This is a genomic window from Actinopolyspora mortivallis DSM 44261, assembly GCF_000384035.1.
In the GTDB taxonomy this organism is placed as follows: domain Bacteria; phylum Actinomycetota; class Actinomycetes; order Mycobacteriales; family Pseudonocardiaceae; genus Actinopolyspora; species Actinopolyspora mortivallis.
Genome location: NZ_KB913024.1, coordinates 3,001,005 through 3,026,920, shown reverse-complemented (window position 1 = coordinate 3,026,920; position 25,916 = coordinate 3,001,005). Strand labels below are relative to the sequence as shown.

Sequence of the window (25,916 nt, the reverse complement as noted above, 5' to 3'; positions counted from 1 at the left end):
GCTGTTGTGGATGCGTGAGGAGGTACGTCGGCACTGGCATCGGTTCGAGTCGGTCTGGCGCCGGTCGATGCAGCTGCGCGTGGTGGTCAGCACGCTCGCGCTTTCCTCCGCCGTGGTGTTCGTCCTGGGGATGGTGCTGCAGACGCAGATAACGAACCAGATGCTGCAGACCAAGAAGGAAGCGGCCATCCGCCAGGTGGAGCAGAACCTTCCCGTGCTGGAACGCCAGCTGTCTGCCGTGGATCCGAACTCCGAGGAAGTGGACGAGCAGCTGGAGGGAGCGCTCAACCGACTGACCACCGCTCCTTCGGTGCAGGCCGACACCGACTCGGTCGCCGGGGCCTACGACCCCGTTCTCGTGGACGGCTACGCGGTCACCGAGGACGGTGAGGAACCCCCGTCCGCGGGACCGGTGCACGACGTGCCCCGGGCTCTGCGCCAGTACGTCAAGAAGGACCAGTTCGCCGCCCAGATCGTCACGGTCCCGCGGGGGCGGGACAGGGTCACCATGCTGGCGATCGGGAGTCCGGCCGGAGCCCCCACCCGCCCGTTGCAGGCGTACTTCCTGTTCCCGCTGACGGCCGAGCAGAGCACCATGGCCGTGGTGCAGCGCACCCTGCTGGTCGGAGGGCTGGTGCTGCTCGTGCTGCTCGGGGCCATCACGAACCTGGTGACACGTCAGGTGGTGCGCCCCGTGCGGCAGGCGGCCCGCACGGCGGAACGGCTCGCCAGTGGTGATCTGGACGAGCGGATGCGGGTGATCGGTGAGGACGATGTCGCCCGGTTGGCGGACTCGTTCAACGAGATGGCCGACAGCCTGGCGCAACAGATCCAGCAGCTCGAGGAGTTCGGCCAGTTGCAGCGGCGGTTCACCTCCGACGTCTCGCACGAACTGCGGACCCCGTTGACCACCGTGCGGATGGCCGCCGACGTGCTGCACGCCTCCCGGGACGAGTTCCCGGCCGGTTTGGAACGCTCCGCCGAACTGCTGGTCGACGAACTCGACCGCTTCGAGGCGTTGCTCGGGGACCTGCTGGAGATATCGCGGCTGGACGCGGGGGTGGCCGAGCTCTCCACCGAGTCCCTGGACATCCCCGAGCTGATCCGCCGCGCCGTGGACTCCCTCCGACCGATAGCGGACACCAGCGGGGTGGAACTGCGTCTCCAGGTCCCCGAGGAGGAGGTCACCGTTTTCGCCGACGCGCGGCGCGTGGAACGCATCGTGCGCAATCTGGTGGCCAACGCCATCGACCACGCCGAGGGAGGGCCGGTCGACATCGCCTTCGGCGAGGGAACGAACGAGGTGGCGATCACCGTCCGGGACTACGGGGTGGGACTGCGCCCCGGTGAGGCAGAACTGGTGTTCACCCGGTTCTGGCGCGCGGACCCCTCACGGGACCGCCAGACGGGAGGAACCGGGCTGGGGTTGTCCATCGCCTCCGAGGACGCCCGCCTGCACGGTGGGTGGTTGGACGCCTGGGGCGAACCCGGGCAGGGTTCCTGCTTCCGGTTGACGTTGCCGAAGTACTCGGTCGACCAGGAGATCTCCGAGAGCCCGCTGCCGCTTCCGAGCGCGCGCAGCATAGCGGCTCCCGAAGCGCTGCTCGCGGTTCCCGCCGAGGCCGACGAGGAGGGCCGGGAGCAGGACGAGGCCACCGGGCAACGTCCGGACGGTGACGGTGGGGAGGAAGAACGATGAGGCGAGGCGTTCGACTGGTCACACTGCTGCTCGTGCTGTGCGTGCCGATCGCGGGATGTGCCTCGATCCCCGAGGAGACCTCTCCCGAGGTGATCAGGCAGGTCGAGGAGGGCAAGCCCACCAGCACCACCGTCGAGCCTCCCCCGGAGGGCATAGACGCTCCCGACCTGGTGCGTGACTTCGTCGCCGCCGGGGCCCGTCCCGCCGACGACTACGCCGCCGCGCGCATGCACCTGACCGAGCGGGCCGCGCGGTCCTGGCGGGTTCCTCCGGAACTGACGATCGTCGACAGCGTGGACACGATCCCGCTGCGGGACGAGAACCTGCCCAATTCGGTCCAGCTGGTCAGGGTGAGCATGAACGTCGTCGGCACGCTGCGGTCGGACCACTCCTTCGTCCCGCGCGAGCAGAGCAGGGAGATACGGTTCCGGGTGAAAAGGAACTCCGAGGGGCAGTGGCGGATCACCAATCCCCCGGAGAACCTGTTGTTGGCCGGTCGCAGTGCCTTCGCCTCCAACTATCGGTCCGTGTCCGTGTACTTCACGGACGAACAGCAGGAGACCGTGGTTCCGGATGTTCGTTGGGTGCGTCAGCAGCCGCGCAGCACCCTTCCCTCCCGGGTGATCGACCTGTTGCTGGAGGGGCCCTCGGCCGGTTTCGACGCGGCGATGAACACGGCCATTCCGGAGGGTACGACCACCGTCAGCAACGTCAGCGAGGACGACGAGGGTGCGCTGCTGGTGAATCTGAGTGATCTCGGGGAGCTCAGCAGCGAGCAGAAGCGTCTGATCGCCGCCCAGGTGGTGCTCACACTGCGGGGCGTCCGCACCGCGCGGGTGCTGCTGCAGGAGGAGGGGACCCAGCTGATCTCCTCCACGAACGACTCCAGGTTGCGGCCGGCCGATGTGGCTTCCTACGAACAGGGGAACAAGGTTTCCTCGGACGTGGCTCCGTTGGCCGTGGTCGACGAGCGTCTCGTGGTGTTCGACGAACAGGCCTCTCCCGTTCCCGGGGACGCGGGATCGGGGAAGTTCAAGATCACCAAGGCGGCTCGTTCGGACCAGGGGGAACGGCTGGCGGCAGTGGTTCTTCGTTCCGGTGGGCGACGAGTGGAGCTGCGTGTGGGCGGTTACGGAGGGAAACTCCGTGCCCTCCCCGTTCGGGGCAGTTTCATGTCCCGGCCGACCTGGCGGAACGACTCCGAGGTGTGGACGGTCGTGGACGGTGAACGGATCGTCCGGGCCAGCCGGGACAAGAACGGCTCCTGGTCGGTCAGCGAGGTCGACTCCGCGGAGTTCGCCGGGGACAAGGAGATCCAGGACCTGCGTGTCTCCCGGGACGGAACCCGGTTGGCCGGGGTGGTGGACGGCCGGATCGTGGTCGCCGGAATAGCGGGTACCGGTTCGGAGGCGATGCTGCAGGAACCGACTCCGTTGGTCGGTCGCTACAGCGACTCCCGGATCAAACGGGTGGACTGGCTGAGCGGTAAGGACCTCGTCGCCATCACCGACACCGACTCCCTGCCCGTGGTCCGGGTTTCGGTGGACGGTTTCACCTGGAAACCGTACAACTCCTCGAACCTGACCCCTCCGCTGCGAAGATTGACCGTGGGCCCCGGGCAGAAGGTCATCGTCGCCGACCACGCCTATCTCTGGCAGGCCAGGGACCAGGAGGAGGTCTGGGAGGTGCTGCAGGACATCCCCGTCGGTCCGAAGTCGATACCGTTCTACCCCGGCTGAGTCACCGGGGATCGCCCTCCGTGGCGTCCGACACGCCCGTGGTTTTCCCGGATCACGTCATGGACGTCTCCTCTCACCGGGATGCTGCCGGGTATGGTGCGAGATCGTTTCGGTCCGGGCAAACCCGCGCGGGCCCTCGTGGAACTGGCCGTTCCGCTCCGTTGCGCCGGCTGCGCCCGTCACGGGGCCGTGTTGTGCGCCGACTGCGACGGTGAGTTCGGGAGGTTGCGGCGGGTCCGCCCCGGCCTGCTCGCCGAGTCTCCTCCCGTCTACGCGCTCGGGCGTTACCGGGGAGGCGCGCGGAGGGCGGTACTCGCCTACAAGGAGTACGGCAGACGTGATCTGGTGCGGCCCTTGGGAGACCGACTGGCACGTGCTGTCGGGACGGTGCGTGGGGAGTGCGTGGAGTTCCCGGACGAGGGACCCTTCCGGATGGTTCCGGTCCCGTCGAGACCGGCCGCCGTTCGGGCGAGGGGTGGGGCGCACCTGGTGCGGTTGGCACACCGGGCGGCGCGTTGTCTGGGGGAGGACGCCGTGGTGGACGACCGCCTGCGGCTGAGTCGCGTGAGCAGGGACTCTGTGGGGTTGGACGCGACACGGCGGCTCGACAACATCAGGCGTGGGCTCCGGGTGCGTGCTCCTCGAGCGCCCCGCCGAGGGGAGCCGGTCGTGGTGCTCGACGACGTGGTGACCACCGGTGCCACGGTGTCCTGTTGCGTGGACGCCCTGGGCGCGGACGGAACCAGGGTGGTGGCCGTGGTGGTACTGGCGGCGGCCCGGGGGTGACCGGAGTGGACCACGCCCGGGGCAGCCGGAGATCGGAAACTTTTCCGGACACGCGGGAACCACGGGTTTGCTCCGAGCGTTGTCCGGGTATACGCGAGTAGCCGAGCCCGCCGAGGCTTCGTACCCGAAGGGGTGGTGGGAGTGACTGTGCTGTCACCCGAACGGAGGTACCTGGGGTGCTGTCGGGGTGGCGGGGACGGCCGCTCTTCCGATGGGCTGGGCGAGGGAGTTCGCGCTCGTCCACTCGGCGGTATCGATTACACAGAGTGGTCGGTTGACGTCCCTCTGGTCGGGGGTGTTGCGAACGGAGGAAGCGAGCTAGTGTGCGTGCCAATCAGCCGTATCCGACCTGAGGAAGAGGTGAGGCAGTGACTCCCCGGCGTCGGACGTGAGCTGAGGTTGCTCCCTCCGGCGTCGCCGTGACCAGGGTTCACGGAAGAACGCTGAGCAATGGAGGTCGCGAATGGACATCGTCGTCAAGGGCCGCAACGTCGAGGTGCCCACCCACTACCAGAGGCACGTCGGTGAAAAGCTCAACCGTCTCGACCGCTACGACAGAAAAGCCATGCGAGCCGACGTGGAACTGCACCACGAGCGTAACCCGCGCCAGGCGAAGAACTGTCAGCGGGTCGAAATAACCCTGAAGGGACGTGGACCGGCTGTCCGTGCCGAAGCCAGTGCCCCCGACTTCTATGCCGCCCTGGACGCCGCGACGACGAAGTTGGAGAGCCGGCTGCGTAAGAAGCACGACCAGCGGAAAGTCCACCACGGTCGGCGCAGTCCCCGTTCCGTGGCAGAGGCGACCGCGGCGCTGGCCGACCGCCCCGTCGCCGTCGCCGGGGCCGGAGGAACGCCACAGCACGGCACCCGCACCACACTGCTGGAGCCTCCCGCCGAGCAGGCGCGTACCGACGCCGAAGAGCGCTCCGTTCCCTCGACCTCCGAAACCTCCTCGCACATGGATCTTCCCGGGCAGCGTCACGGAGACAACGGCTACGAGCCGGGCCGCATCGTTCGCGAGAAGGAGCACCCGGCCACACCCATGACGGTTGACCAAGCGCTGTACGAGATGGAGTTGGTCGGTCACGACTTCTATCTCTTCTTCGACGCCGAGTCCGCCAAACCCAGCGTGGTGTACCGCCGCAAGGGGTTCGACTACGGAGTGATCAGACTGGCCTCCGACAAGTGAATTGATTCATACGGAGCATAACGACGGGGGCCGTCCTCCGCGTACCGTGGTACGCGGGGACGGTCCCGTTCATGGGTGTACGCTCCTGGACGGTCCGGGCCCGGCCACCGCACGATCGGGTGCGGCGGGAACACGCGTACGTGTCCGAAACGTTCGTAGTCCGTGGCCGCTCCCGGCGTTCGAGCGGGCTGCTTGGTGCGAGGAGCCTGTTCGAACGGTGCGTGGGTGGGCTTCTAATACCATGGCCGTAAAGCGTCCGTGACGGGCGCGTCACGATCAGCAAGTGAGGTCGACCGGATGGTCCTGTCCCGACTGCTCCGCGCTGGCGAAGGCAAGATGCTCAAGCGCCTGCGTTCCATCGCGGCGCACATCAACGAGCTCGAAGACGACACGGTCGCGCTGTCCGACAGCGAGCTGCGGGCCAAGACCGACGAGTTCAAGAGCCGTTACGCCGACGGTGAGCAGCTGGACAAGCTGTTGCCCGAGGCGTTCGCCGTCGCGCGGGAGGGTGCACGCCGAACGCTGGGCAACCGGCACTTCGACGTCCAACTCATGGGCGGAGCCGCCCTGCACTTCGGCCAGATCGCCGAGATGAAGACCGGTGAGGGCAAGACCCTCACCTGTGTACTGCCCGGCTACCTCAACGCGATCACGGGCAACAGCGTGCACGTCATCACGGTCAACGACTACCTGGCCAGGCGTGACTCCGAGTGGATGGGGCGGATCTACCGCTTTCTCGGGATGGAGGTCGCCGCGATCACGGCCGACATGGCTCCCGAACAGCGCAGGGAGGCCTACGCGGCGGACGTCATCTACGGCACCAACAACGAGTTCGGCTTCGACTACCTGCGTGACAACATGGCCTGGAGCCTGGCGGAGTGCGTCCAGCGTGACCACAACTTCGCGATCGTCGACGAGGTGGACTCGATCCTCATCGACGAGGCACGGACGCCGTTGATCATTTCCGGGCCGGCCGACCAGTCCTCGCGGTGGTACCAGGAGTTCGCCCGGCTCGCCCCGATGCTCAAACGTGACGAGCACTACGAGGTGGACGAGCGCAAGAGGACCGTCGGTATCACCGAGGAGGGCGTCGAGGTCATCGAGGACCAACTGGGGATCGACAATCTCTACGACGCCGCGAACACCCCGCTCGTCGGCTACCTCAACAACGCGTTGAAGGCCAAGGAGCTGTACCACCGCGACAAGGACTACATCGTCCGCAACGGTGAGGTGGCCATCGTCGACGAGTTCACCGGCCGGGTGCTTCACGGACGCCGTTACAACGAGGGGATGCACCAGGCGATCGAGGCCAAGGAAGGCGTCGAGATCCAGGCCGAGAACCAGACGCTGGCCACGATCACCCTGCAGAACTACTTCCGGCTCTACGACAAGCTCGCGGGCATGACCGGTACCGCCCAGACGGAGGCGGCCGAGTTCCAGAGCACCTACAAGCTCGGTGTGGTGAGCATCCCCACGAACGAGCCGATGATCCGCAAGGACCAGCCGGACCTGATCTACAAGACGGAGGAGGCGAAGTTCGCCGCCGTCGCCGAGGACATCGAGGAGCGGCACCGGAAGGGACAACCGGTCCTGGTGGGAACCACGAGCGTCGACCGCTCCGAGTACCTGGCGAAACTGCTCACCAAGCGTGGTGTGCCACACAGTGTGCTGAACGCCAAGCACCACGAGTCCGAGGCGGGCATCGTCGCCGAGGCGGGACGCAAGGGCGCCGTGACGGTGGCGACGAACATGGCGGGTCGCGGTACCGACATCGTGCTCGGCGGCAACGTCGATCACCTCGCCGACGCCGAGCTGCGCAAGCGCGGACTGGACCCGGTGGAGAACCGCGAGGAGTACGAGGCCGAGTGGCCCGCGGTGGTGAGCAAGATCAAGGAGCAGGCCGAGGCCGAGGCCGAGGAGGTTCGTGCCGCGGGCGGCCTGTACGTGCTCGGCACGGAGCGGCACGAGTCCCGACGCATCGACAACCAGCTGCGTGGGCGTTCGGGACGTCAGGGTGATCCCGGTGAGTCCCGGTTCTATCTCTCCCTCGGCGACGAGCTGATGCGCCGGTTCAACGCGAACATGGTCGAGAGCGTGATGACCCGTCTCAAGGTGCCCGACGAGGTGCCGATCGAGCACAAGATGGTCACCAAGGCCATACGCAGCGCGCAGACCCAGGTCGAACAACAGAACATGGAGATCCGCAAGAACGTCCTCAAATACGACGAGGTACTCAACCAGCAGCGCTCGGTGATCTACACCGAACGCAGAAGGGTTCTCGAAGGGGAGGACCTGCGTGAGCAGGTTGAGCACATGATCGAGGACGTCGTCGGTGCCTATGTGAACGGGGCGACCTCGGAGGGCTACGCGGAGGACTGGGACCTCGACCAGCTGTGGTCGGCGCTGAAAACGCTGTACCCGGTGTCTGTTCACTGGGAGGACCTGGCAGAGGAGGACGGCGACCTCAGCAGGGAACGGCTGCGCGAAGCGGTGGTGGAGGACGCCAAGGCGGCCTACGACCGACGCGAGGCCGAGATCGAGAGCCAGGTCGGCGAGGGTGCGATGCGGGAGCTCGAACGCCGCGTCGTGCTGAGTGTGCTGGACCGGAAGTGGCGTGAACACCTCTACGAGATGGATTACCTCAAGGAGGGCATAGGGCTGCGGGCCATGGCCCAGCGGGACCCGTTGCTCGAGTACCGGCGCGAGGGTTTCGACATGTTCAACGCGATGTTGGAAGCCCTCAAGGAGGAGTCCGTCAGCTTCCTGTTCCATGTCCAGGTGGAGGCGGCCGAGTCCCAGGAGTCCCAGGAACCGGCCGTCCCGGTTTCGGTCACCCAGTCCGCCGATGGCCAGCACGACGGGGCGGACTCCGGAGCGGCGCAACCGAGTTCGAAACGCGCGCGGAAGTCGCGCAGCGCGGCGGGCCCCGCGCTGAGTCAGCTCTCGGCGGGTGAACAGAGCGATCAGGACCGGGTCCCGGCCGGGCTTCGCGGAGACGGGAGCGGACCCGACCAGCGGAACCTGAGTTATTCCGGACCGTCCGAGAGCGGTGAGGTACGCAGGAGTGGTGCCGCCGCGGACAACTCCGATCCGGAACAGCAGGGAACCCGGCGGGAGCGCCGTGCCGCTGCCCGCGCGGAGGCCAAGCGGAACAAGCGTCGCTGAGCGTGCGGTCGGGAGCCGTGCGTCGCGGAGGGCGCACGGCTCAGCCCTAGACCAGGGCGAACAGCGTGCAGCACCAGTGCAACCTGTCCCGCTGGAGCCGGAGGGTCATCGCCCGGTGGCGTGCTCCCTCGTCGACGATCACGCAGGCTTCCACGGTGGTGGACGTGGTCAGGCAGGCGTGCACCGAGCTCAGTCTGGTTCGTTCGTGCAGGAGGTTCCCGGAGCGGACGAGGGTGGCCAGCAGACTGGCGACCGGTCTGCTGAGCCACTGTCGGACCTGGTGGAGCGGGCGTCGTCCGGTGAGTACCTCGACGATGCCGTGTCCGGCGCGGTCCGCCAGGGCCGAGGCGGAGTAGTGCGGTGGGGTTCTGCTTTCGTGGGGCGGTTTGACGGGAGTTCCACGGGTTTCCGGGGACGCGGGTGAGGGTGCGGGGGCCCTGTGGGGACGTGTGCCGTGTATGATGACGCTCCTTGGTCGACTGCCTCTGTTGGACAGGAGGGCTCTCCCCGTACCGGGAATTCGGTTGTGGGGGAGTCTTCACCGGAAGGTGTGAGTTCCTTCGGGAGGAGAGCCGTATGTGGACGGGCCTTTCGGCCCTCGTCATGGACTACGGGGGAGTGCTGGATGATCCCGGCACGGAGCGGCCCGGCACGCGAGCTCCGCTGCTCGTGCGGCTGGGGGAGCTGCGAGAGCGGGGAGTCGCCACGGCTCTGTTGTCGAACGGGAACTCGGTGCCGCCCGAAGTGGCGGGCGCCGGGGTGCTGGACGTGATGGTGTTGTCCGCGGAAGTGGGGACGAGTAAGCCCGACCCGGCGATCTACCACCTCACGGCCGAGTCCTTGGGGGTCTCGCCGCGGAACTGTGTCTTCGTCGACGACGTGGCACGAAACGTCGAGGCAGCGGTGCGGACGGGGATGGTCGGGGTGCTGCACCGGGACGTGGCATCCACCTTGGATGAGTTGGCGGTGCTCTTCGAGTGCGTGGAACTCGCGTGAGGGGCACCTTCCGAACTGCTGTTTCGGTTCTCGGTTCGACGATGGTGACCCCCCGTTCGGGGGTTGTTCGACGGGTGTGTAGAGTTGTACCCAACAGAGGTCGGGACGGGCTCTGTAGAGTCGCTCGGATGACGGGTGGTTCGAGGAGTCCGTGTCGGTTTCTGGGGAGTGCCCACCCCCCTTGAAGAATCGGGCGGCGGGTGGTGTAGAGTAGAAAAGCGGCACGGGCGGTTTCGTTTCGTGTCGAGCGTTGTTTGAGTGTGAATACTGTAGCCGGTCCGGTAGCATCGGATCGGGAAGCCCACGGTGGTGGGTGTGTTCTTTGAGAATTCAACAGTGCCTCGTGTTGTGTGTGCGTGTGGGGCCTGTGTTGTGGGTCTTGTGGTTGTTGTGAGTGTTTTTGCTGGGGTTTTTTCTCTGGTTGTTTGTTGGAGAGTTTGATCCTGGCTCAGGACGAACGCTGACGGCGCGCTTCACACATGCAAGTCGAACGCTCGCACCCCGGGTGCCTTCCCCTCTTTTTGGGGGGTGGGTGGGGTGTGGGAGTGGCGGACGGGTGAGTAACACGTGAGTAACCTGCCCTGGGCGTGGGGATAACCCTGGGAAACTGGGGCTAATACCGGATGGCTCGCATGCCCCGCATGGGGGGTGTGGGAAAGGTTCTCTCCTGTGAGGGGGGGTTCCGGCCTGGGAGGGGCTCGCGGCCCATCAGCTTGTTGGTGCGGTGAGGGCGTACCAAGGCGATGACGGGTAGCCGGCCTGAGAGGGTGATCGGCCACACTGGGACTGAGACACGGCCCAGACTCCTACGGGAGGCAGCAGTGGGGAATTTTGCGCAATGGGCGGAAGCCTGACGCAGCGACGCCGTGTGGGGGAGGACGGCCTTCGGGTTGTAAACCCCTTTCGGCCCTGACGAATGTGACGGTAGGGGCTAAAGAAGCGCCGGCTAACTACGTGCCAGCAGCCGCGGTAATACGTAGGGCGCGAGCGTTGTCCGGATTTACTGGGCGTAAAGGGCTCGTAGGCGGTTTGTCGCGTCGGTCGTGGAAATGTGCGGCTTAACCGGGCACGTGCGGCCGATACGGGCAGACTCGAGGGCGGTAGGGGCAAGCGGAATTCCTGGTGTAGCGGTGAAATGCGCAGATATCAGGAGGAACACCGATGGCGAAGGCAGCTTGCTGGGCCGTTCCTGACGCTGAGGAGCGAAAGCATGGGGAGCGAACAGGATTAGATACCCTGGTAGTCCATGCTGTAAACGTTGGGCGCTAGGTGTGGGGACCGGGTGATGGTGTCCGTGCCGTAGCTAACGCATTAAGCGCCCCGCCTGGGGAGTACGGCCGCAAGGCTAAAACTCAAAGGAATTGACGGGGGCCCGCACAAGCGGCGGAGCATGTGGATTAATTCGATGCAACGCGAAGAACCTTACCTGGGTTTGACATACACCGGATCGCTCCAGAGATGGGGTTTCCTTTCGGGGCTGGTGTACAGGTGGTGCATGGCTGTCGTCAGCTCGTGTCGTGAGATGTTGGGTTAAGTCCCGTAACGAGCGCAACCCTTGTCCCGTGTTGCCAGCGGTGCGGCCGGGGACTCGCGGGAGACTGCCGGGGTCAACTCGGAGGAAGGCGGGGACGACGTCAAGTCATCATGCCCCTGATGTCCAGGGCTTCACACATGCTACAATGGCCGGTACAGAGGGTGGCGAGACCGTGAGGTGGAGCGAATCCCGGAAAGCCGGTCTCAGTTCGGATCGGGGTCTGCAACTCGACCCTGTGAAGTCGGAGTCGCTAGTAATCGCAGATCAGCAGTGCTGCGGTGAATACGTTCCCGGGCCTTGTACACACCGCCCGTCACGTCATGAAAGTCGGTAACACCCTAAGCCCATGGTCCAACCCGGTTGCGGGGGGGGCGTGGTCGAAGGTGGGACTGGCGATTGGGACGAAGTCGTAACAAGGTAGCCGTACCGGAAGGTGCGGCTGGATCACCTCCTTTCTAAGGAGACCCTGTTGAGGCGGGCGTTACACGCACGCGTGGTGGGGCACTGTTGGGTTCTCTGGGGGCGCACCCGTGTGGTGGGCTCTGGTGGCTGGTTGAGAACTGTATAGTGGTGGCGAGCATCTGATCATCGTGTGGTGGTCGGTGTGTGGTTTCGTGTCCAGGGGCGTACGGTGGATGCCTGGGCATCAGACGCTGAAGAAGGACGTGGGAGGCCGCGATAGGCCTGGGGGAGCTGTCAACCGAGCTGTGATCCCAGGGTGTCCGAATGGGGAAACCCGGCCGGGGTGATGCCCGGTCACCGGTGCCTGAACAGTGGTATAGGGCATCGGGAGGCACGGGGGGAACTGAAACATCTCAGTACCTCCAGGAGGAGAAAACAAACAGTGATTCCCTCAGTAGTGGTGAGCGAACGGGGAGCAGGCTAAACCGGGTGCGTGGGCGAGTCGGCAGACGGTGCGTGCCCGGGGTTGTGGGAGTGTGTGGTGTCTGTGCTGCCGCGCAGGCGCGTGTGCCCGATGGTGAGCCGAAGGTGTTGGAAGGCACCGGCGCAGTGGGTGAGACCCCCGTAGGTGAACACGGTCGGGTGGGCGTGCACGCATGTCCCGAGTAGCGCGGGGCCCGGGAAATCCCGTGTGAATCGGCCAGGACCGCCTGGTAAGCCTAAATACGTCTGGTGACCGATAGTGGATGTGTACCGTGAGGGACTGGTGAAAAGTACCCCGGGAGGGGAGTGAAAGAGTTCCTGAAACCGTGCGCCCACAAGCCGTCAGAGCATCCCCGTGCGGGGGTGTGATGGCGTGCCTTTTGAAGAATGAGCCTGCGAGTTAGTGGTGCGTGGCGAGGTTAACCCGTGAGGGGAAGCCGCAGCGAAAGCGAGTCCGAACAGGGCGGGACAGTCGCGTGCTCTAGACCCGAAACCGAGTGAGCTACCCGTGGCCAGGGTGAAGCGCGGGTAAGACCGTGTGGAGGCCCGCACCCACCAGGGTTGAAAACCTGGGGGATGAGCTGCGGGTAGGGGTGAAAGGCCAATCAAACTCGGAGATAGCTGGTTCTCCCCGAAATGCATTTAGGTGCAGCGTCGTGACAGGCCTGGTGCTGGTAGAGCGACTGGATGGCGAAGGGCCCGGTGCGGGTACTGACGTCAACCAAACTCCGAATGGTGTCAGGCAGTGCGCGGCAGTGAGTCCCTGGGGGACAAGCTCCAGGGTCGAGAGGGAAACAGCCCAGATCACCGGCTAAGGCCCCCAAGTGTGTGCTGAGTGGAAAAGGATGTGGGATCGCCGAGACAACCAGGAGGTTGGCTTAGAAGCAGCCATCCTTGAAAGAGTGCGTAACAGCTCACTGGTCAAGTGATCCTGCGCCGATAATATAGCGGGGCTTGCAAGCACACCGCCGAAGCCGTGGCACCGCCCCTTGGTGGGGTGGTGGGTAGGGGAGCATCCCTCACCGCGGTGAAGCATCCCCGTAAGGGGGTGTGGAGTGTGGGGGAGTGAGAATGCAGGCATGAGTAGTGCTAGGACAGTGAGAATCTGTCCCGCCGAATGACCAAGGGTTCCAGGGCCAGGCTGATCCGCCCTGGGTGAGTCGGATCCTAAGGCGAGGCCGACAGGCGTAGTCGACAGGACAACGGGTTGATATTCCCGTACCCGCCTTGACACGTCCCATACCAGCCCCCACGACACCAGCATCAACCGGTGGGCCCGGTCTCGTTCGCGAGACCACGGCTGGACCGGTGGTGGTGTGTGTGGTGGGTGTGTTGGTCAGCGACGGGGTGACGCAGAAGGGTAGCCCAACCCGGGCGATGGTGGTTCCCGGGGTAACGGTGTAGCCGGCCGGCCCAGGCAAATCCGGGCCGGCGTCGACGGTGAGACCGGAGGCCGAGCCAGTGTGGCGAAGTGGGTAAGCCCCGGCTGCCGAGAAAAGCCTCTAGCGAGTGTGAGGGCGGTCCGTACCCGAAACCGACACAGGTGGTCTGGTAGAGCATACCGAGGCGAGCGGGCGAACCGTGGTTAAGGAATTCGGCAACATGTCCCCGTAACTTCGGGAGAAGGGGAGCCGCCGCTGGTGACCCCCCCTGCGGGGTGAGCTGGCAGCGGCCGCAGAGAATGGGCCCAAGCGACTGTTTACTAAAAACACAGGTCCGTGCGAAGTCGTAAGACGCGGTATACGGACTGACGCCTGCCCGGTGCCGGAACGTTAAGGGGAGCCGTGAACCCCCCACGAGGGGGTGTGGCGGCGAACCGAAGCGCCGGTAAACGGCGGTGGTAACTATAACCATCCTAAGGTAGCGAAATTCCTTGTCGGGTAAGTTCCGACCTGCACGAATGGCGTAACGACTTGGGCGCTGTCTCGACCACGGACCCGACGAAATTGCACGACGAGTTAAGATGCTCGTTTCGCGCGGCAGGACGGAAAGACCCCGGGACCTTTACTACAGCTTGGTATGGGCGTCCGCGGCGGCTTGTGTAGGATAGGTGGGAAACTGGGAAGGTCACACGCCAGTGTGGCCGGAGTTGCTGGTGAAATACCACTCTGGTCGTTGTGGGCGTCTAACCTCGGTCCGTCACCCGGACCAGGGACAGTGCCTGGTGGGTAGTTTAACTGGGGCGGTTGCCTCCCAAACAGTAACGGAGGCGCCCAACGGTTCCCTCAGCCTGGACGGAAACCAGGTGACGAGTGCAAGTGCACAAGGGAGCTTGACTGTGAGACCGACAGGTCAAGCAGGTGCGAAAGCAGGGACTAGTGATCCGGCACCGGCACGCGGACGCGGTGTCGCTCAACGGATAACAGGTACCCCGGGGATAACAGGCTGATCTTGCCCAAGAGTCCCTATCGACGGCATGGTTTGGCACCTCGATGTCGGCTCGTCGCATCCTGGGGCTGAAGTCGGTCCCAAGGGTTGGGCTGTTCGCCCATTAAAGCGGCACGCGAGCTGGGTTTAGAACGTCGTGAGACAGTTCGGTCCCTATCCGCCGCGCGCGCACGGAGACGTGCGGGGAGCTGTCCCCAGTACGAGAGGACCGGGACGGACGAACCTCTAGTCTGCCAGTTGTCCCGCCAGGGGCAGGGCTGGTTCGCTACGTTCGGCACGGATAACCGCTGAAAGCATCTAAGCGGGAAGCCCACCCCAAGACCACGTCTCCCACCCCCCACCGGGGGGATAAGGCCCCCAGCAGACGACTGGGTCGATAGGCCCGACATGCACCCACAGCAATGTGCTCAGTGGACGGGTACTAACCGGCCGAACGACGAACACCCACACCCCACCCCCGCGCTCGCCACCACTACACAGCCTCAACCACCCACCCCCCAACAAGGGGCACCACAACTCCATACAACACACGCCCCCGCCCCCCCGTGGCGGCGGGGTCGGTGGCCACAGCGGAGCGGGACACGCCCGGACCCATCCCGAACCCGGCAGCTAAGCCCTCCAGCGCCCGACCTACTGCACCCCCACGAGTGCGGGAACCACGGACACCGCCGACCCCCCACCACACCCACCCCCCCACACACGAGGGGGGATTTTTCATGCCAGCCGCCCTCCTGGAGAGCTCCAGCATCGGAAGCAGCCCGCTTTTCGCGATCGAACCACGTTGTTCGCTGTCAGTGGTTCCGGCTGTACTCCCGCCGAAGCAGCTCATAGCACACCACGCTGGCCGCGGCACTCACGTTCAACGACTCCAATCCCGCGCACATCGGGATTCTGATGCGTTCGGCGATCAGCTCCGCAACCGTCCTGGACAATCCCGCTGTTTCACTGCCGAGCACGAAAACGGCTCTTTCCGGGAACTCTGCCCGGAACAGTTCCTGTTCTCCGTGCGAGTCCAGTGAGTACAGGGGATAGCCCGCTTCGATGAGCGACTCCGCGGCGGTGCCTGCGTCGGGGGCACGCAGAATCGGGGCGTGAAAAGCCACCCCGGCGGAGGCTTTGACGACGAGGGGATCCAGGTTGGCGACCCCTCGATGCGGCAGTATTATCCCGTCGATTCCGGCAGCGGTCGCGCTGCGCAGCACCATGCCCACATTCGCGGGTGTGGTCAGCCCGTCCAGCAGCAGCATCCTCCGCGGAGCACGGGCGGGATCGGCGAGTGCGTCCTCCAGCGGACGCATCCCGCGGGCGACCACGTCGGCCACCACGCCCTGATCGTGCCTGCCGTTTCCGGCGAGGAGTTTCACCCGCTGCGCGCTGGCCCGCTTCACGGGGACGGCTCGGTCGGCCGCCGCCTCGGTTATTTCGTGGATGATCTCGCCACGTGCTCCCTCGGCGAGGACCACCTTGTCCACACGGAGTTCGAGGTCCTCGAGCGCTTCGAGAACGGGTTTGCGCCCGTAGATGGTGATGAAACGGTCCCGCGGGGATACCTGCTTCGACAACGGGCGAAACTCCTTTCGGGGGCGGGAAGCGTTCTCGCGCGGAACCCGCCTGACACGTCGAACGTTCGCTGCCCAGTATCCCACGCCGGGTTTTCCTCTTCGCGGGCCTGTGCGCGTGTGCCAGGATCACCGCCATGGTCGACCGACTTTCCGCGCTCGATGCTTCGTTCCTCCACATGGAGGATCACACGACCCCCATGCATGTGGGTGGGGTGGCGGTGTTCGAACGGCCCGCGCACGGACTCGACTACGACGACGTGCTCGCCGTCGTCCGGCGCGGGTTGAGGGACGCGCCTCGTTACAGGCAGAAAGTCGTACGACTTCCGGGTTTTATGGGACGGCCCGTCTGGGTGGACGATCCGGATTTCGACATCCGTTACCACGTTCGTCGTTCGGCGTTGCCGGAACCGGGGGAGGACGAGCAGCTGTACGAGCTCACCCAGCGGTTGATGTCCCGAAAGCTGGACACCACTCGACCGTTGTGGGAACTCCACCTGATCGAAGGACTCTCCCGGGGGAGAGTCGCCGTGATCACCAAGACGCATCAGGCGATGATCGACGGGGTCGGTGCCCTGGACCTGGGGCAGCTGATCCTGGACACCACTCCGGAGCGCAGCCTCGTCCGGAGGGAGGACCGGTGGAGTCCCGCCCCGGTGCCGGGCTTCGCCGGTCTCGCCGCGTCCGCGGTGGAAGAAGTGCTCAGCCAACCGGGTGAGTTAACCGAGAACCTCCGGACGGCGGCGACGGGGGCGCGGGTGGCCCTGCGGCGGATGACCGGAGTCCTCGGCGGGGTTTGTTCGACCCTGGCAGCCGCGTTGACCACCTCGTCCTCGGGTGTCCTGAACGCCCCCACCTCCGCACACCGGTGTTTCGCGGTCGCACGAGGACGTCTGGAGGACTTTCGGGCTGTGCACCACAGACACGGGGGAACGGTCAACGGCGTGATCCTGACGACGTTGGCCGGGGCGCTGCGCACCTGGCTGCTCTGGCGGGGTGAGGCGGTCACAGCCCGGACCACGGTTCGTGCGCTTGTTCCGGTTCCGGTCGATGAGGGGACGTCGGAGAGCGGAGAATCGGGGAAGACCCGGAGAGCCTTCGACCGGGTGGCGGCCTGCCTGGTGGATCTTCCGGTGGGCGAACCCGATCCGCTCGTGCGGCTGCACCAGGTGGGGTACGCGATGCGTGCCCGTCAGGACACGGGCCAGCCGGTGACCGTTCAGGCCCTGCTCAGGCTGTCCGGATTCGCCCCTCCCACGTTGCACGCGCTCGGGGCGCGCGTGGCCGGTGGGTTGTCCGACCGGCTGTTCAACCTGCTGGTGACCAACGCCGCCGGACCACAGGTTCCGCTGTACGGGGCGGGGGCACTCATGGAGGAGATATTCCCGGTGGTACCCCTGATGAGGAATCAGTCCCTGGCGATAGGGATCACCTCGTACAACGGGGGCGTGTTCATCGGGCTCAACGCTGATCGGGTGGCCGTGCCGGATGTGAACGTCCTCGCTGCGATGATCGAGGAATCGGTGGAAGAGATGATCGGGACGGTCGGACGATGAGGATCTACATACCCGCCACGCTGGGCATGCTGCGGGACTTCTTCGAACAGCAACAACTGCAACCGCTGAGCGGAACGGCTTTCGCACTGACTCCGGCGCTGCGCGAAGCCTATTCGAGCGGGGACGCCGAGGAGCTGGAGTACGCGGCCATGCGCGAGGCGGCACGGGCCTCGTTGCGACTGCTTTCCGGTCAGGAGGGCGACACCGGAGAGGAGCAGCCACGCCGGGTGGTGGTTTCCGCCGACGTCAAGGACGTGACCCTACGACCCGATCTGGATCACGCCGTGGTGCGGGTGTCCGGGCCGGTCCCGTGGAAGAAGGTGGCCGCTGTGCACGTGGACACCACCGAAGCCGAACAGGACGTGCGCCAGGCTGCTGCCGTGATAGACGCGGCCGATCTGGGGGACGAGAAGGCCGAGTTGGCGCTGGGTGACGCCGAGGACCACGAGCTGGCCTGGTTCGCTCCGCAGGAGGTTCCCTTCATGCTGGAGCTGATGTAGTCCCCGGACGGCGAAGCCGTGTGTCCCGCTGTTCCGGAAGACTTTCCACGGACGGCTTCCCTCGGCCGCAGCCGAGGGAAGCCGTTTTCGGCGAGCAACGAGTCAGAATTCGTTGACCTTGCTCTCGGGAGGAACGGTGATGTCCACCGGAGCGCCCCAGTCGGAGTAGGTCACCGTGGTGGTGGTTTCGGGGATCTCCTGTCCCATCATCGTCATGGGAGGGCTCACCGTCTCCACCTTCGCGGGAAGCTCCTCGGAGTCCACCCACAGGGTGGTCCGGATTTCACCGTCCATGTTCTCGGCGAGCATTCCGTACTTGCTCGCGATGTCACCGTCGGCCTGCTCGACCACCTTGTTCGGGTCGGTGACGACCTCGTACTTGGTGGTCTGCTTACCGTTGACCTTCTCGGCGGACTCTCCGGTGATCTCCGAGCCCGGGGGAAGCATGGAGTCGATGTCGGAGAACTGCTTGAACCGCCCCATCTGGTTCATTCCTCCGGAGTCGGAGGAATTCATGCTGATTTTCGTCCAGGGCTTTTCCGCGCTTCCCATTTCGGGGATCTTGGAGTAGATGGCGTCCTCGGTCATGACGGTCGAGGTGGCGCCCTCACAGGCTATGCGTTTGTTGGTGATGTCCACCTGGCAGCTCTGGTTCTGGGTCTTGGCGAGCGGGGAACCCTGGAGTGCTCCGCCGTCGACCTCGATGGTCATCCGCACCGTCTCCTTGGCGTCCATGGTGCTCGACGCCTGGGACGCCAGTTTCGTGACGTCGCGGAACTGGGCGTTCTCCCCGGACTGCTGGGCGTTGTCGCCGTTCTCGGAGGCGGACTGTGACGGGCTGCCGCAGGCTCCTAACGTGCTCACCAGAGCCAGCGCTGACAGCGTCATCATCGTGCGGCGCACAGTTGTGCTCCCCTCGTGTCGATCAGGTCTGAACCAGGATCAAGCTAACAGAGCACTTCGTTGCCTGGGGGCAACTTCCCGGATCGATCGGGCGTTGTCCTGTGAGGAATCGCACGGGGAAAGCGGGATTCGACGGGCCGTGTCGCTCGTACTTCCCGTGCGGGCCGTCGCCACGTGTTCGGCGACGGCCCGTCGGAAGGCGGCCACGTCACCGCCTCGATGGGGGATTCCGTGGAATCCCGCTGGCACGCTTTCCTGCCGGGGCGTGCGGAGGTCAGTTCTGGCCCTGCTGGCTGAGCATGACCTGCTTCAGCTCCTCGGCTTCCGAAGGGGTGAGTTCGCGAGTGTCCTCATCGGGAGGAAGCTTTATCTCTGGCTGCTCGTCCCAGCTGTAGAGGGCTTCGACCCGGAGGTCATTCTTGAATTCTTCTGGTTCCGGAGCGTCGACGATCACTTTCAGGGGACGTCCCGAGGAGTCGACCCACATCGTGTAGTCCAAGTCTTCCTTGTTCGCCTCTTTGAGCTTCTTTATTCTTTCCCTTCTCTCCGGGCCTACTTCCACTCCGTTCTCTTCGGCCTTGTTCTGGAGGTGTTTTTCCAGGTCGACGATGACGTCGTAGCGCAGGGCCTTCTTCCCGTCCAGCTCGACTCGCTCGCTCCCCTCGATGCGGGATCCCTCGGGAAGGAGTTCTCCGAGATCGGTGTACTGCTCGGGACTGCCGAACATCTCACGGAAGACGTCGCTCTTGCCGGACGGGACCTTGATCCACTTCTTCGCCTCGGGGCCGGTTTCTCCGGATTCGAGGTAGAATCCCTCCGAGTCGGCAGCGAACTCGACCATCCCCGAGCACCGCTGGAGTGATTCGGCGAAGTCGAGCGCACAGTCGAGGTTCGGAAGCATGCCTTGGTAGTCGGGAGGGGCACCGAGCGTGTTGGTCTCGATCCGCACGGTCTGCGCCTTGTCCATGGCCGCGTTGGCCGTTTTCTTCAGTTCGGAGACACTGGCAACGGGGGTGATCTCGGACGGCTCCTCCGAGGGCTCGTTCCCGTCGGAGGGGGATTGTGTTCCGCAGGCCCCCACCAGGCCCGTGACGGCGACGGCAGCCATTGCCGCGGACAGTCTTCGCATCGTTTCCTTCCTCGGTTGTTTCCGACCGACGTGGGACCGTAGCAACACGGGAAGTCCCGAAGGAAACCGATTTATCGAATTGATTCACTCGTCACGGCCGGTGCGCGAACGCAGCAGTCTCCGTAGTGAGGACAGTTGCCGGTGGTGCCCCTCACGGGCGGCGAACTCGTCCAGCCTGCACTCCGGATCCTCGGGAGCGCCGAGGTGGCCACAGTTCGGAGGACACTCCTCGGCGGTTTCCGCGAGGTCCTCGAAGGCGTTCACCAGGTCCCCGGTCGTTATGTGCGCCAGTCCGAACGAGCGGATGCCCGGTGTGTCCACCACCCATCCCCCTGCCTCGTCCGGCAGGGGCATGGCCACGGCCGAGGTGGAGGTGTGTCGGCCCTTGCCCGTCTCGCTGACCTCGGCGGTGGTGCGACGGGCCCGGGGAACCAGACGGTTGACCAGGGTGGACTTGCCCACCCCGGAGTGCCCGACGAGAGCCGACAGCCTGCCCCTCAGTACCGCGCGGAGTTCCTCCGGCTCTGTGTCCGGCCGCGTGGTGAGCACGCTCATGTCGAAACCCGCGTAACCGTCCGCCCACTCGGTGGGGTCGGCCAGGTCCGCCTTGGTCAGGCACAGCACGGGGGTGAGCCCTCCTGCGTAGGCGGCGACCAGGCACCGGTCGACGAACCCGGGGCGGGGTGGTGGGTCGGCGAGAGAACTCACGATGACGAGCTGCTCGGCGTTGGCCACCACGACCCTTTCGTACGGGTCGGTGTCGTCCGCGGTGCGGCGCAGCACGCTCTCGCGTTCGTCCACCCGCACTATCCGGGCCAGGGTGTCCGGCTCCCCCGAGGTGTCCCCGACCAACCACACCCGGTCACCCACCACGATCGGCGTACGACCGAGTTCCCGGGCGCGCATGGCCACCACCTGGTGGTCGGGATTCCCGTCGACCGCGCAGGTCCACCTGCCCCGGTCCACGGCGATCACCATGCCGACCACGGCGTCCCGGTGGGCGGGGCGTTGCTTGCTGCGCGGCCTGCTGTTGCGCCGCCCGGGACGCACTTTGACGTCGGACTCGTCCAGATCGCGCCATCCTCGTTGGGCCATCAGCGCACCGTCTCCAGCATCCGGGACCACATCCGGGGGAAGTCGGGAAGGGTTTTGCTCGTGGTGGCGATGTCGTCGACGGTCACGTCGGGAACACGCAGCCCCAGCACCGCCCCGGCGGTGGCCATGCGGTGGTCGGCGTAGGCCCGCCACTGTCCCCCGTGCGGTTCTCCGGGGGTGATGACCAGCCCGTCCTCCGTTTCCTCGGCCCGCACCCCGATGTTGCCGAGCTCCCGGCACAGAGCGGCGAGCCGGTCGGTTTCGTGGCCGCGCAGGTGGGCGATGCCGCGCAGTCTGGACGTCCCGTCGGCCAGCGCGGCGAGCGCGGCCACCGTGGGAGTCAGTTCGCCGACCTCGTGCAGGTCCAGATCGACGGGCGACAGGGTGTGCGGTCCCGTCACGGTCAGACCACGTTCGTCCAGCAGGATCTCGGCTCCCATACGGGCGAGTATGCCCCGCATGGCGTCCCCGGCCTGGGTGGTTTCGGTGGGCCACCCCGGCACGGTCACCCGACCGCCGGTGATCGCCGCGGCGGCGAGGAACGGAGCGGCGTTGGACAGGTCCGGTTCCACGGTCATCTCCAGTGGCCGCACCTCCCCGGGAAGGACGCTCCAGGTGTCCGGCTGGGAGTCGTCCACCCGCACCCCGTGCTCACGCAGCATCCGCACCGTCATGGCGACGTGGGGCAGTGAGGGCATGGCGGCTCCCTCGTGGCGTACGGTCACCCCGTTCCGGAAGGCCGGAGCCGAGAGCAGCAACCCAGACACGAACTGGGAGGACGCCGAGGCGTCGATGGTGACCTCTCCACCCGCGAGCCCGCCGCCTCCGTGGACGGTGAACGGCAGTGAGTTCCCGTCGATCTCGCCGCCCAGCGTCCGGAGGGCGTCGAGCACCTGGTGCAGGGGCCGTTCCCGGGCCCGGGGATCCCCGTCGAAGGTGATCTCCCCCTCGGCCAGGCAGGCCAGCGGGGGCAGGAAGCGCAGCACCGTTCCGGCGAGACCGCAGTCGACCGTGGCCGGTCCACGGGGTGCTCGCGGGGTCACCAGCCATTCCCCGTCGGGGCCGTCGGAGACCTCCGCTCCGAGACAGCGGAGGGCCTCGGCCATGAGGATGGTGTCCCTGCTGCGTAACGGAGCCCGCAGCACGGAGGGCGCCGACGCCAGACATGCCAGGACCAGAGCCCGGTTGGTGATCGATTTCGAGCCGGGGACCTCGACGGTGGCGTGCACCGCCCCGGGGGCCACGGGAGCGAGCCAGGGAGTGGTCATAGGGTCATGGTCGCTCATAGCGGGCTCGGAATCCGGGTGTGGGTGCGTTATCGTTGCCCTGCCGGCAGCGGGAGTGCTCCCCGGAACTGCGGGGACGGAAGCGGCGGCATACGGTCGGCGCGTCGGGTCGGGAGCCGGCGGCCCGCGGTGCACGACGAGTCCGGGAGGTGCGCCGACGATGTGCGGCAGATACGTCTTGTCGAAGACCGCCGAGGAACTGGCCACCGAGTTCGGGGCCAGGGACGCCACCGGTGAGAAGGCCCCGGGCCCCGACTACAACATCGCGCCCACCAAGTCGGTCTGCGCCGTCGTGCAGCGGTATCCGAAGGATGAGGAGGGCAACGTGACCTCCGAGTTCTCCGAGCGCAGCGTGCGGGTGATGCGGTGGGGGCTGGTTCCGAAGTGGGCCAAGGATCCCTCGGTGGGAAACCGAATGATCAACGCCAGGTCGGAGACGGTGTCCACCAAACCGGCTTTCCGGGGGGCCGTGCGGCACTACCGTTGCCTGCTTCCCGCCGACGGTTGGTACGAGTGGAAGGGCACCGGTAGTCCCAAGCAGCCGTACTTCGCGGGTGCGGGGGACGGATCGAGCCTGGGCATGGCGGGAATATGGGCCACCTGGCGGGATCCCTCCGACCCGCGAGGGACACCGCTGGTGAGCTGCGCCGTGCTGACCACCGACGCGGTGGGCGAGTTGGCCGAGATCCACGAACGGATGCCGCTGGTGCTGCCCCGTGATCTCTGGGGGCGGTGGTTGGACCCGGACACCGAGAGTGTCGAGGAGCTGCTGGCTCCCCCCGATCCCGGATTCGTCGCCGGTTTCACGCTGCGTCCGGTGTCCCGGGCGGTCAACAATGTGTCCAACAACGGGCCGGAGTTGACCGAGTCGGTCCCCGAGACGGAGAACACACTGTTCGAATCATGACCAGGGTAGAGGTGGAAACTCCCCACGGCACCGCTCGGGCGGAGCTGCACAGCGCCTCCGAGGGACGTGCCGCGCTGTTGCTCGGTCACGGGGCAGGGGGTGGTTTCGGGGCCGAGGACCTGATCTGCGCCACGCGCACGGCCACCGCCGCCGGGGTGCACGTCGCCCTCGTCGAACAGCCCTACCGCGTGGCGGGACGACGCGCCCCGGCTCCGGCCCGGCAGCTCGACGCGGCGTGGTTGTCCGTGGTCGAGGATCTGGGGCAACGGTGGTTCCCCGAACTTCCGTTGATCTTCGGTGGGCGTTCCTCGGGTGCCCGGGTGGCCTGTCGCACCGCGGAGGAGGGCGGCGCCTCCGCCGTGGTGTGCCTGGCCTTTCCGCTACACCCCCCGGGCAGGCCGGACAGGGACCGCGGTGCCGAACTCGATGCCGTGGAGGTGCCCACACTGGTGGTGCAGGGAGACCGTGACCCGTTCGGCGAGCCCTCCCCGGCCAGCAACCGCGAGGTCGTGCTCGTGCCCGGCGATCACGCGCTCCGGGCGGACACGAGCGCGGTGTCCAGGGCCGTGGCCGAGTGGCTGGGACGCGTGTTGCGGCTGATCGACTGAGGTCGCCGCCTCTCGCACCGGGGCTGGCGGGCGTTACCTCGTGGATCGGAGACCGGGGAATAACGGTCCGGGGGGTCCTGTTGAACGGGACGTGTTGACGGAGCGAAGCGGCACGGCCGTGTGCGAGCAGCAACCCAGCCTCAAGGAGTGCGTGTCCCCACCCACGGCACGGGACTCGTCGAGGCGTAGTCGGGAGCGCACCGGGGTATCCTGGGAGAGTACTCATGTCGTCGAGGGCATGGGGTCGTCACCATCACCGTTGTCGAGCTGGTGGCGGGAAGGGAGCCCGGTGCCTGGTAGCAGGGGGCAGGCGGACACTGCCGAGAACGCGCGGCCGGAGGACACCGGCGAGGAGCAGCCGGAGCGGGCCGTTCAGCCGAACGCGGAGTCCGCGGCCACGGAACCCGAGGACGCGGAGACCGCCGAGGAACGTGTCGCGCGGTTCGAGCGGGACGCGATGCCGTTGCTGGACCAGCTCTACGGCGCCGCGTTGCGCATGACGCGCAATTCGGCCGATGCCGAGGACCTCGTCCAGGAGACCTACCTCAAGGCGTACTCGGCGTTCAAGTCCTACACCAGGGGAACCAACCTCAAGGCCTGGCTGTACCGCATTCTGACCAACACCTACATCAACGGCTACCGCAAGAGACAACGGCAGCCGCAGCAGCAGCCGACCGACGAGATCGCCGACTGGCAGTTGGCCCAGGCGGAGAGTCACACGTCCAGCGGACTGCGCTCGGCGGAGCTGGAGGCTCTGGACCGACTGCCGGACACCGACGTCAAGAACGCGTTGCAGCAGTTGGCCGAGGAGTTCCGCATGGTGGTCTACCTGGCCGACGTCGAGGGGTTCGCCTACAAGGAGATCGCCGAGATCATGGACACCCCCATCGGCACCGTGATGTCGCGGTTGCATCGTGGACGCAGGCAGCTACGGGAGATGCTGACCGATGTGGCGCGTGAACGTGGTTTCCTCCGTACGCGGGGTCAGGAGGTGAGCGCGTCGTGAGCCACGAGGACCATGCGCAAACCTCCTGTGCGGACGTGCTCGCCGAGGTCTGGCTGTTTTTGGACAACGAGTGTGACCAGGAGCGCCGGGCGGTCCTGCGCAGACATCTCGACGAGTGTGGTTCCTGTCTGGAGCACTACGGGATCGAGGAACACCTCAAGGAGCTGTTGCACCGCAAGTGTGGTGGGGAGCACGCTCCGGCCGAGCTGCGGGACCGGCTGCGCAGTTCTATCCGGCAGAGCGTTCTTCGTCAGGCCGACGTGACGGTCGAACGGGGCCCGGAGGGCACCTCGGTGGAGGTGCGGGAGAAGCAGCACCCCACCACGGAGTGAACCCTGTCCCACCACGGTCGGGACCGGCGCGGAACGAGCGGCGCCGGTGCCACCGCGCCACCCGTTCCGCGCGGGGGCGTCACTTGCCGCGCAGGGGACGCTTGCCGTGGTTGGCGTTGTTCTTGCGCGCGGCCTTCTTCTTGCGGGCCCGCTTGGCCATAGGGCACTCCTCATCCGACTCGAGTTCGAACCCCTCCAGTCTGACATGTTCGGTGACCTGCTGTTCGTGGGCGGTTGCCGACATGGTTTCCTGGTGAGCAGGGTTGACCCGGCCGGAGTGAGAAGGGAAGCGGTAGCTGATGGCGCAGGAGGTCCGTGCCGAGCTGGTGGCCAACGTCATGTCCGTCGACGTGAACGTCGGTGACCGGGTCTCGGACGGTGACTCGCTGGTGGTGCTGGAGTCGATGAAGATGGAGATTCCGGTACTGCTCGAAGGCTCGGGTCGTGTGGACCGGGTGGCCGTGCGACCTGGCGACGTGGTCCATGAGGGGGACCTGCTGGCCGTGGTCGAGGAACTCGATGCGGAGAAGGCGACCTCGGAGCGGGAGTGAAGTCCTCCGGACCCGGGTGTCCTGGTGTGGTCCCGGAAACCGAAGTGCGGGGCGGCTCGTGACCGGAGATCTCCAACGGCTCGTGGGAAGGGTGTAGGGGCCT

At 66.1% G+C, this 25,916-nt stretch carries 20 protein-coding genes and 3 rRNA genes; 16 read left to right on the top strand and 7 right to left on the bottom strand.

The window, feature by feature from the left end:
• Window positions 1-10: 10 nt before the first annotated feature.
• The 5 genes from mtrB (at window position 11) to secA (ending at window position 8,578) form a co-directional block, all read left to right on the top strand.
• Complete coding sequence (mtrB, locus tag ACTMO_RS0114240) at window positions 11-1,699, top strand: MtrAB system histidine kinase MtrB (RefSeq protein WP_019855364.1); 1,689 nt, start codon at window positions 11-13, stop codon at window positions 1,697-1,699.
• Entirely contained in the window at window positions 1,696-3,438 is a 1,743-nt protein-coding gene (locus ACTMO_RS0114235) for an LpqB family beta-propeller domain-containing protein (protein ID WP_019855363.1), read from the top strand. Before mtrB ends, ACTMO_RS0114235 begins: the two co-directional genes overlap by 4 nt.
• A 93-nt stretch (window positions 3,439-3,531) precedes the next feature.
• Entirely contained in the window at window positions 3,532-4,224 is a 693-nt protein-coding gene (locus tag ACTMO_RS0114230) for a ComF family protein (RefSeq protein WP_157062897.1), read from the top strand.
• Between the two features lie 463 nt (window positions 4,225-4,687).
• Window positions 4,688-5,413, top strand: coding sequence for a ribosome hibernation-promoting factor, HPF/YfiA family (gene hpf / locus ACTMO_RS0114225; RefSeq protein WP_019855361.1), 726 nt, complete (start codon window positions 4,688-4,690; stop codon window positions 5,411-5,413).
• 297 nt (window positions 5,414-5,710) lie between these two features.
• On the top strand, window positions 5,711-8,578 hold the full coding sequence (secA, locus tag ACTMO_RS0114220; RefSeq protein WP_026449241.1) for a preprotein translocase subunit SecA: 2,868 nt from the start codon (window positions 5,711-5,713) through the stop codon (window positions 8,576-8,578).
• A 46-nt stretch (window positions 8,579-8,624) separates the two neighbouring features.
• On the opposite strand, the gene ACTMO_RS23745 is transcribed toward secA, so the two are convergent.
• Complete coding sequence (locus ACTMO_RS23745) at window positions 8,625-8,918, bottom strand: Rv3235 family protein (RefSeq protein ID WP_281167520.1); 294 nt, start codon at window positions 8,916-8,918, stop codon at window positions 8,625-8,627.
• Window positions 8,919-9,154: 236 nt separating this feature from the next.
• Between ACTMO_RS23745 and ACTMO_RS0114210 the strand changes: the two genes are divergently transcribed.
• The 4 genes from ACTMO_RS0114210 to rrf all read left to right on the top strand — a co-directional run bounded on the left by ACTMO_RS0114210 (window position 9,155) and on the right by rrf (window position 15,055).
• The gene (locus tag ACTMO_RS0114210) at window positions 9,155-9,574 is read left to right on the top strand and encodes an HAD-IA family hydrolase (protein ID WP_019855358.1); all 420 of its coding nucleotides are present in this window, start codon (window positions 9,155-9,157) and stop codon (window positions 9,572-9,574) included.
• 425 nt (window positions 9,575-9,999) lie between these two features.
• Window positions 10,000-11,563, top strand: a 16S ribosomal RNA gene (locus ACTMO_RS0114205).
• 153 nt (window positions 11,564-11,716) lie between these two features.
• Window positions 11,717-14,828: ribosomal RNA gene (locus tag ACTMO_RS0114200) — 23S ribosomal RNA — on the top strand.
• Window positions 14,829-14,937: 109 nt separating this feature from the next.
• Window positions 14,938-15,055: ribosomal RNA gene (gene rrf, locus ACTMO_RS0114195) — 5S ribosomal RNA — on the top strand.
• Together the 16S, 23S and 5S rRNA genes form the textbook arrangement of a ribosomal RNA operon.
• Window positions 15,056-15,172: 117 nt before the next feature.
• Here rrf and ACTMO_RS0114190 read toward each other — a convergent pair.
• Window positions 15,173-15,943 (bottom strand): TrmH family RNA methyltransferase, encoded by a 771-nt coding sequence (locus tag ACTMO_RS0114190; protein ID WP_019855357.1) that lies wholly within the window; start codon window positions 15,941-15,943, stop codon window positions 15,173-15,175.
• A gap of 134 nt (window positions 15,944-16,077) precedes the next feature.
• On the opposite strand from ACTMO_RS0114190, the gene ACTMO_RS0114185 reads away from it, so the two are divergent.
• Together ACTMO_RS0114185 and ACTMO_RS0114180 are read left to right on the top strand one after the other, a co-directional pair.
• On the top strand, window positions 16,078-17,496 hold the full coding sequence (locus tag ACTMO_RS0114185) for a WS/DGAT/MGAT family O-acyltransferase (RefSeq protein WP_026449240.1): 1,419 nt from the start codon (window positions 16,078-16,080) through the stop codon (window positions 17,494-17,496).
• Window positions 17,493-17,996 (top strand): DUF6912 family protein, encoded by a 504-nt coding sequence (locus tag ACTMO_RS0114180; RefSeq protein ID WP_019855355.1) that lies wholly within the window; start codon window positions 17,493-17,495, stop codon window positions 17,994-17,996. The genes ACTMO_RS0114185 and ACTMO_RS0114180 overlap by 4 nt, the downstream gene beginning before the upstream one ends.
• A 102-nt stretch (window positions 17,997-18,098) precedes the next feature.
• Here the strand turns inward: ACTMO_RS0114180 and ACTMO_RS0114175 are convergent, their stop codons facing one another.
• From ACTMO_RS0114175 to aroA, 4 genes are all read right to left on the bottom strand, one after another.
• Window positions 18,099-18,899, bottom strand: a complete 801-nt coding sequence (locus ACTMO_RS0114175) for an SCO4651 family lipoprotein (RefSeq protein ID WP_019855354.1) — start codon at window positions 18,897-18,899, stop codon at window positions 18,099-18,101.
• 274 nt (window positions 18,900-19,173) lie between these two features.
• A complete protein-coding gene (locus ACTMO_RS0114170) occupies window positions 19,174-20,028 on the bottom strand; it encodes a hypothetical protein (RefSeq protein ID WP_245556182.1) in 855 nt (284 codons plus the stop codon).
• A gap of 84 nt (window positions 20,029-20,112) precedes the next feature.
• Window positions 20,113-21,123, bottom strand: coding sequence for a ribosome small subunit-dependent GTPase A (gene rsgA / locus ACTMO_RS0114165; RefSeq protein ID WP_019855352.1), 1,011 nt, complete (start codon window positions 21,121-21,123; stop codon window positions 20,113-20,115).
• Window positions 21,123-22,391 carry a 3-phosphoshikimate 1-carboxyvinyltransferase gene (aroA, locus tag ACTMO_RS0114160; RefSeq protein ID WP_019855351.1) on the bottom strand — a complete coding sequence of 423 codons (1,269 nt, stop codon included), beginning with the start codon at window positions 22,389-22,391 and terminating at the stop codon, window positions 21,123-21,125. The genes rsgA and aroA overlap by 1 nt, the downstream gene beginning before the upstream one ends.
• A gap of 178 nt (window positions 22,392-22,569) precedes the next feature.
• Between aroA and ACTMO_RS0114155 the strand changes: the two genes are divergently transcribed.
• From ACTMO_RS0114155 to rsrA, 4 genes are all read left to right on the top strand, one after another.
• Window positions 22,570-23,316 (top strand): SOS response-associated peptidase, encoded by a 747-nt coding sequence (locus ACTMO_RS0114155; protein WP_019855350.1) that lies wholly within the window; start codon window positions 22,570-22,572, stop codon window positions 23,314-23,316.
• Complete coding sequence (locus ACTMO_RS21110; RefSeq protein ID WP_019855349.1) at window positions 23,313-23,924, top strand: alpha/beta hydrolase family protein; 612 nt, start codon at window positions 23,313-23,315, stop codon at window positions 23,922-23,924. Before ACTMO_RS0114155 ends, ACTMO_RS21110 begins: the two co-directional genes overlap by 4 nt.
• Before the next feature lie 289 nt (window positions 23,925-24,213).
• Window positions 24,214-24,930, top strand: a complete 717-nt coding sequence (locus tag ACTMO_RS0114145; protein ID WP_019855348.1) for a sigma-70 family RNA polymerase sigma factor — start codon at window positions 24,214-24,216, stop codon at window positions 24,928-24,930.
• Entirely contained in the window at window positions 24,927-25,262 is a 336-nt protein-coding gene (gene rsrA, locus ACTMO_RS0114140) for a mycothiol system anti-sigma-R factor (protein WP_019855347.1), read from the top strand. Before ACTMO_RS0114145 ends, rsrA begins: the two co-directional genes overlap by 4 nt.
• Window positions 25,263-25,341: 79 nt before the next feature.
• On the opposite strand, the gene ACTMO_RS22995 is transcribed toward rsrA, so the two are convergent.
• The gene (locus tag ACTMO_RS22995; protein ID WP_019855346.1) at window positions 25,342-25,506 is read right to left on the bottom strand and encodes a 50S ribosomal protein bL37; all 165 of its coding nucleotides are present in this window, start codon (window positions 25,504-25,506) and stop codon (window positions 25,342-25,344) included.
• Between the two features lie 55 nt (window positions 25,507-25,561).
• Between ACTMO_RS22995 and ACTMO_RS0114130 the strand changes: the two genes are divergently transcribed.
• Window positions 25,562-25,813: a biotin/lipoyl-binding carrier protein gene (locus ACTMO_RS0114130; protein ID WP_019855345.1), complete on the top strand. Its 252-nt coding sequence runs from the start codon at window positions 25,562-25,564 to the stop codon at window positions 25,811-25,813.
• The last annotated feature ends 103 nt before the right edge of the window (window positions 25,814-25,916 follow it).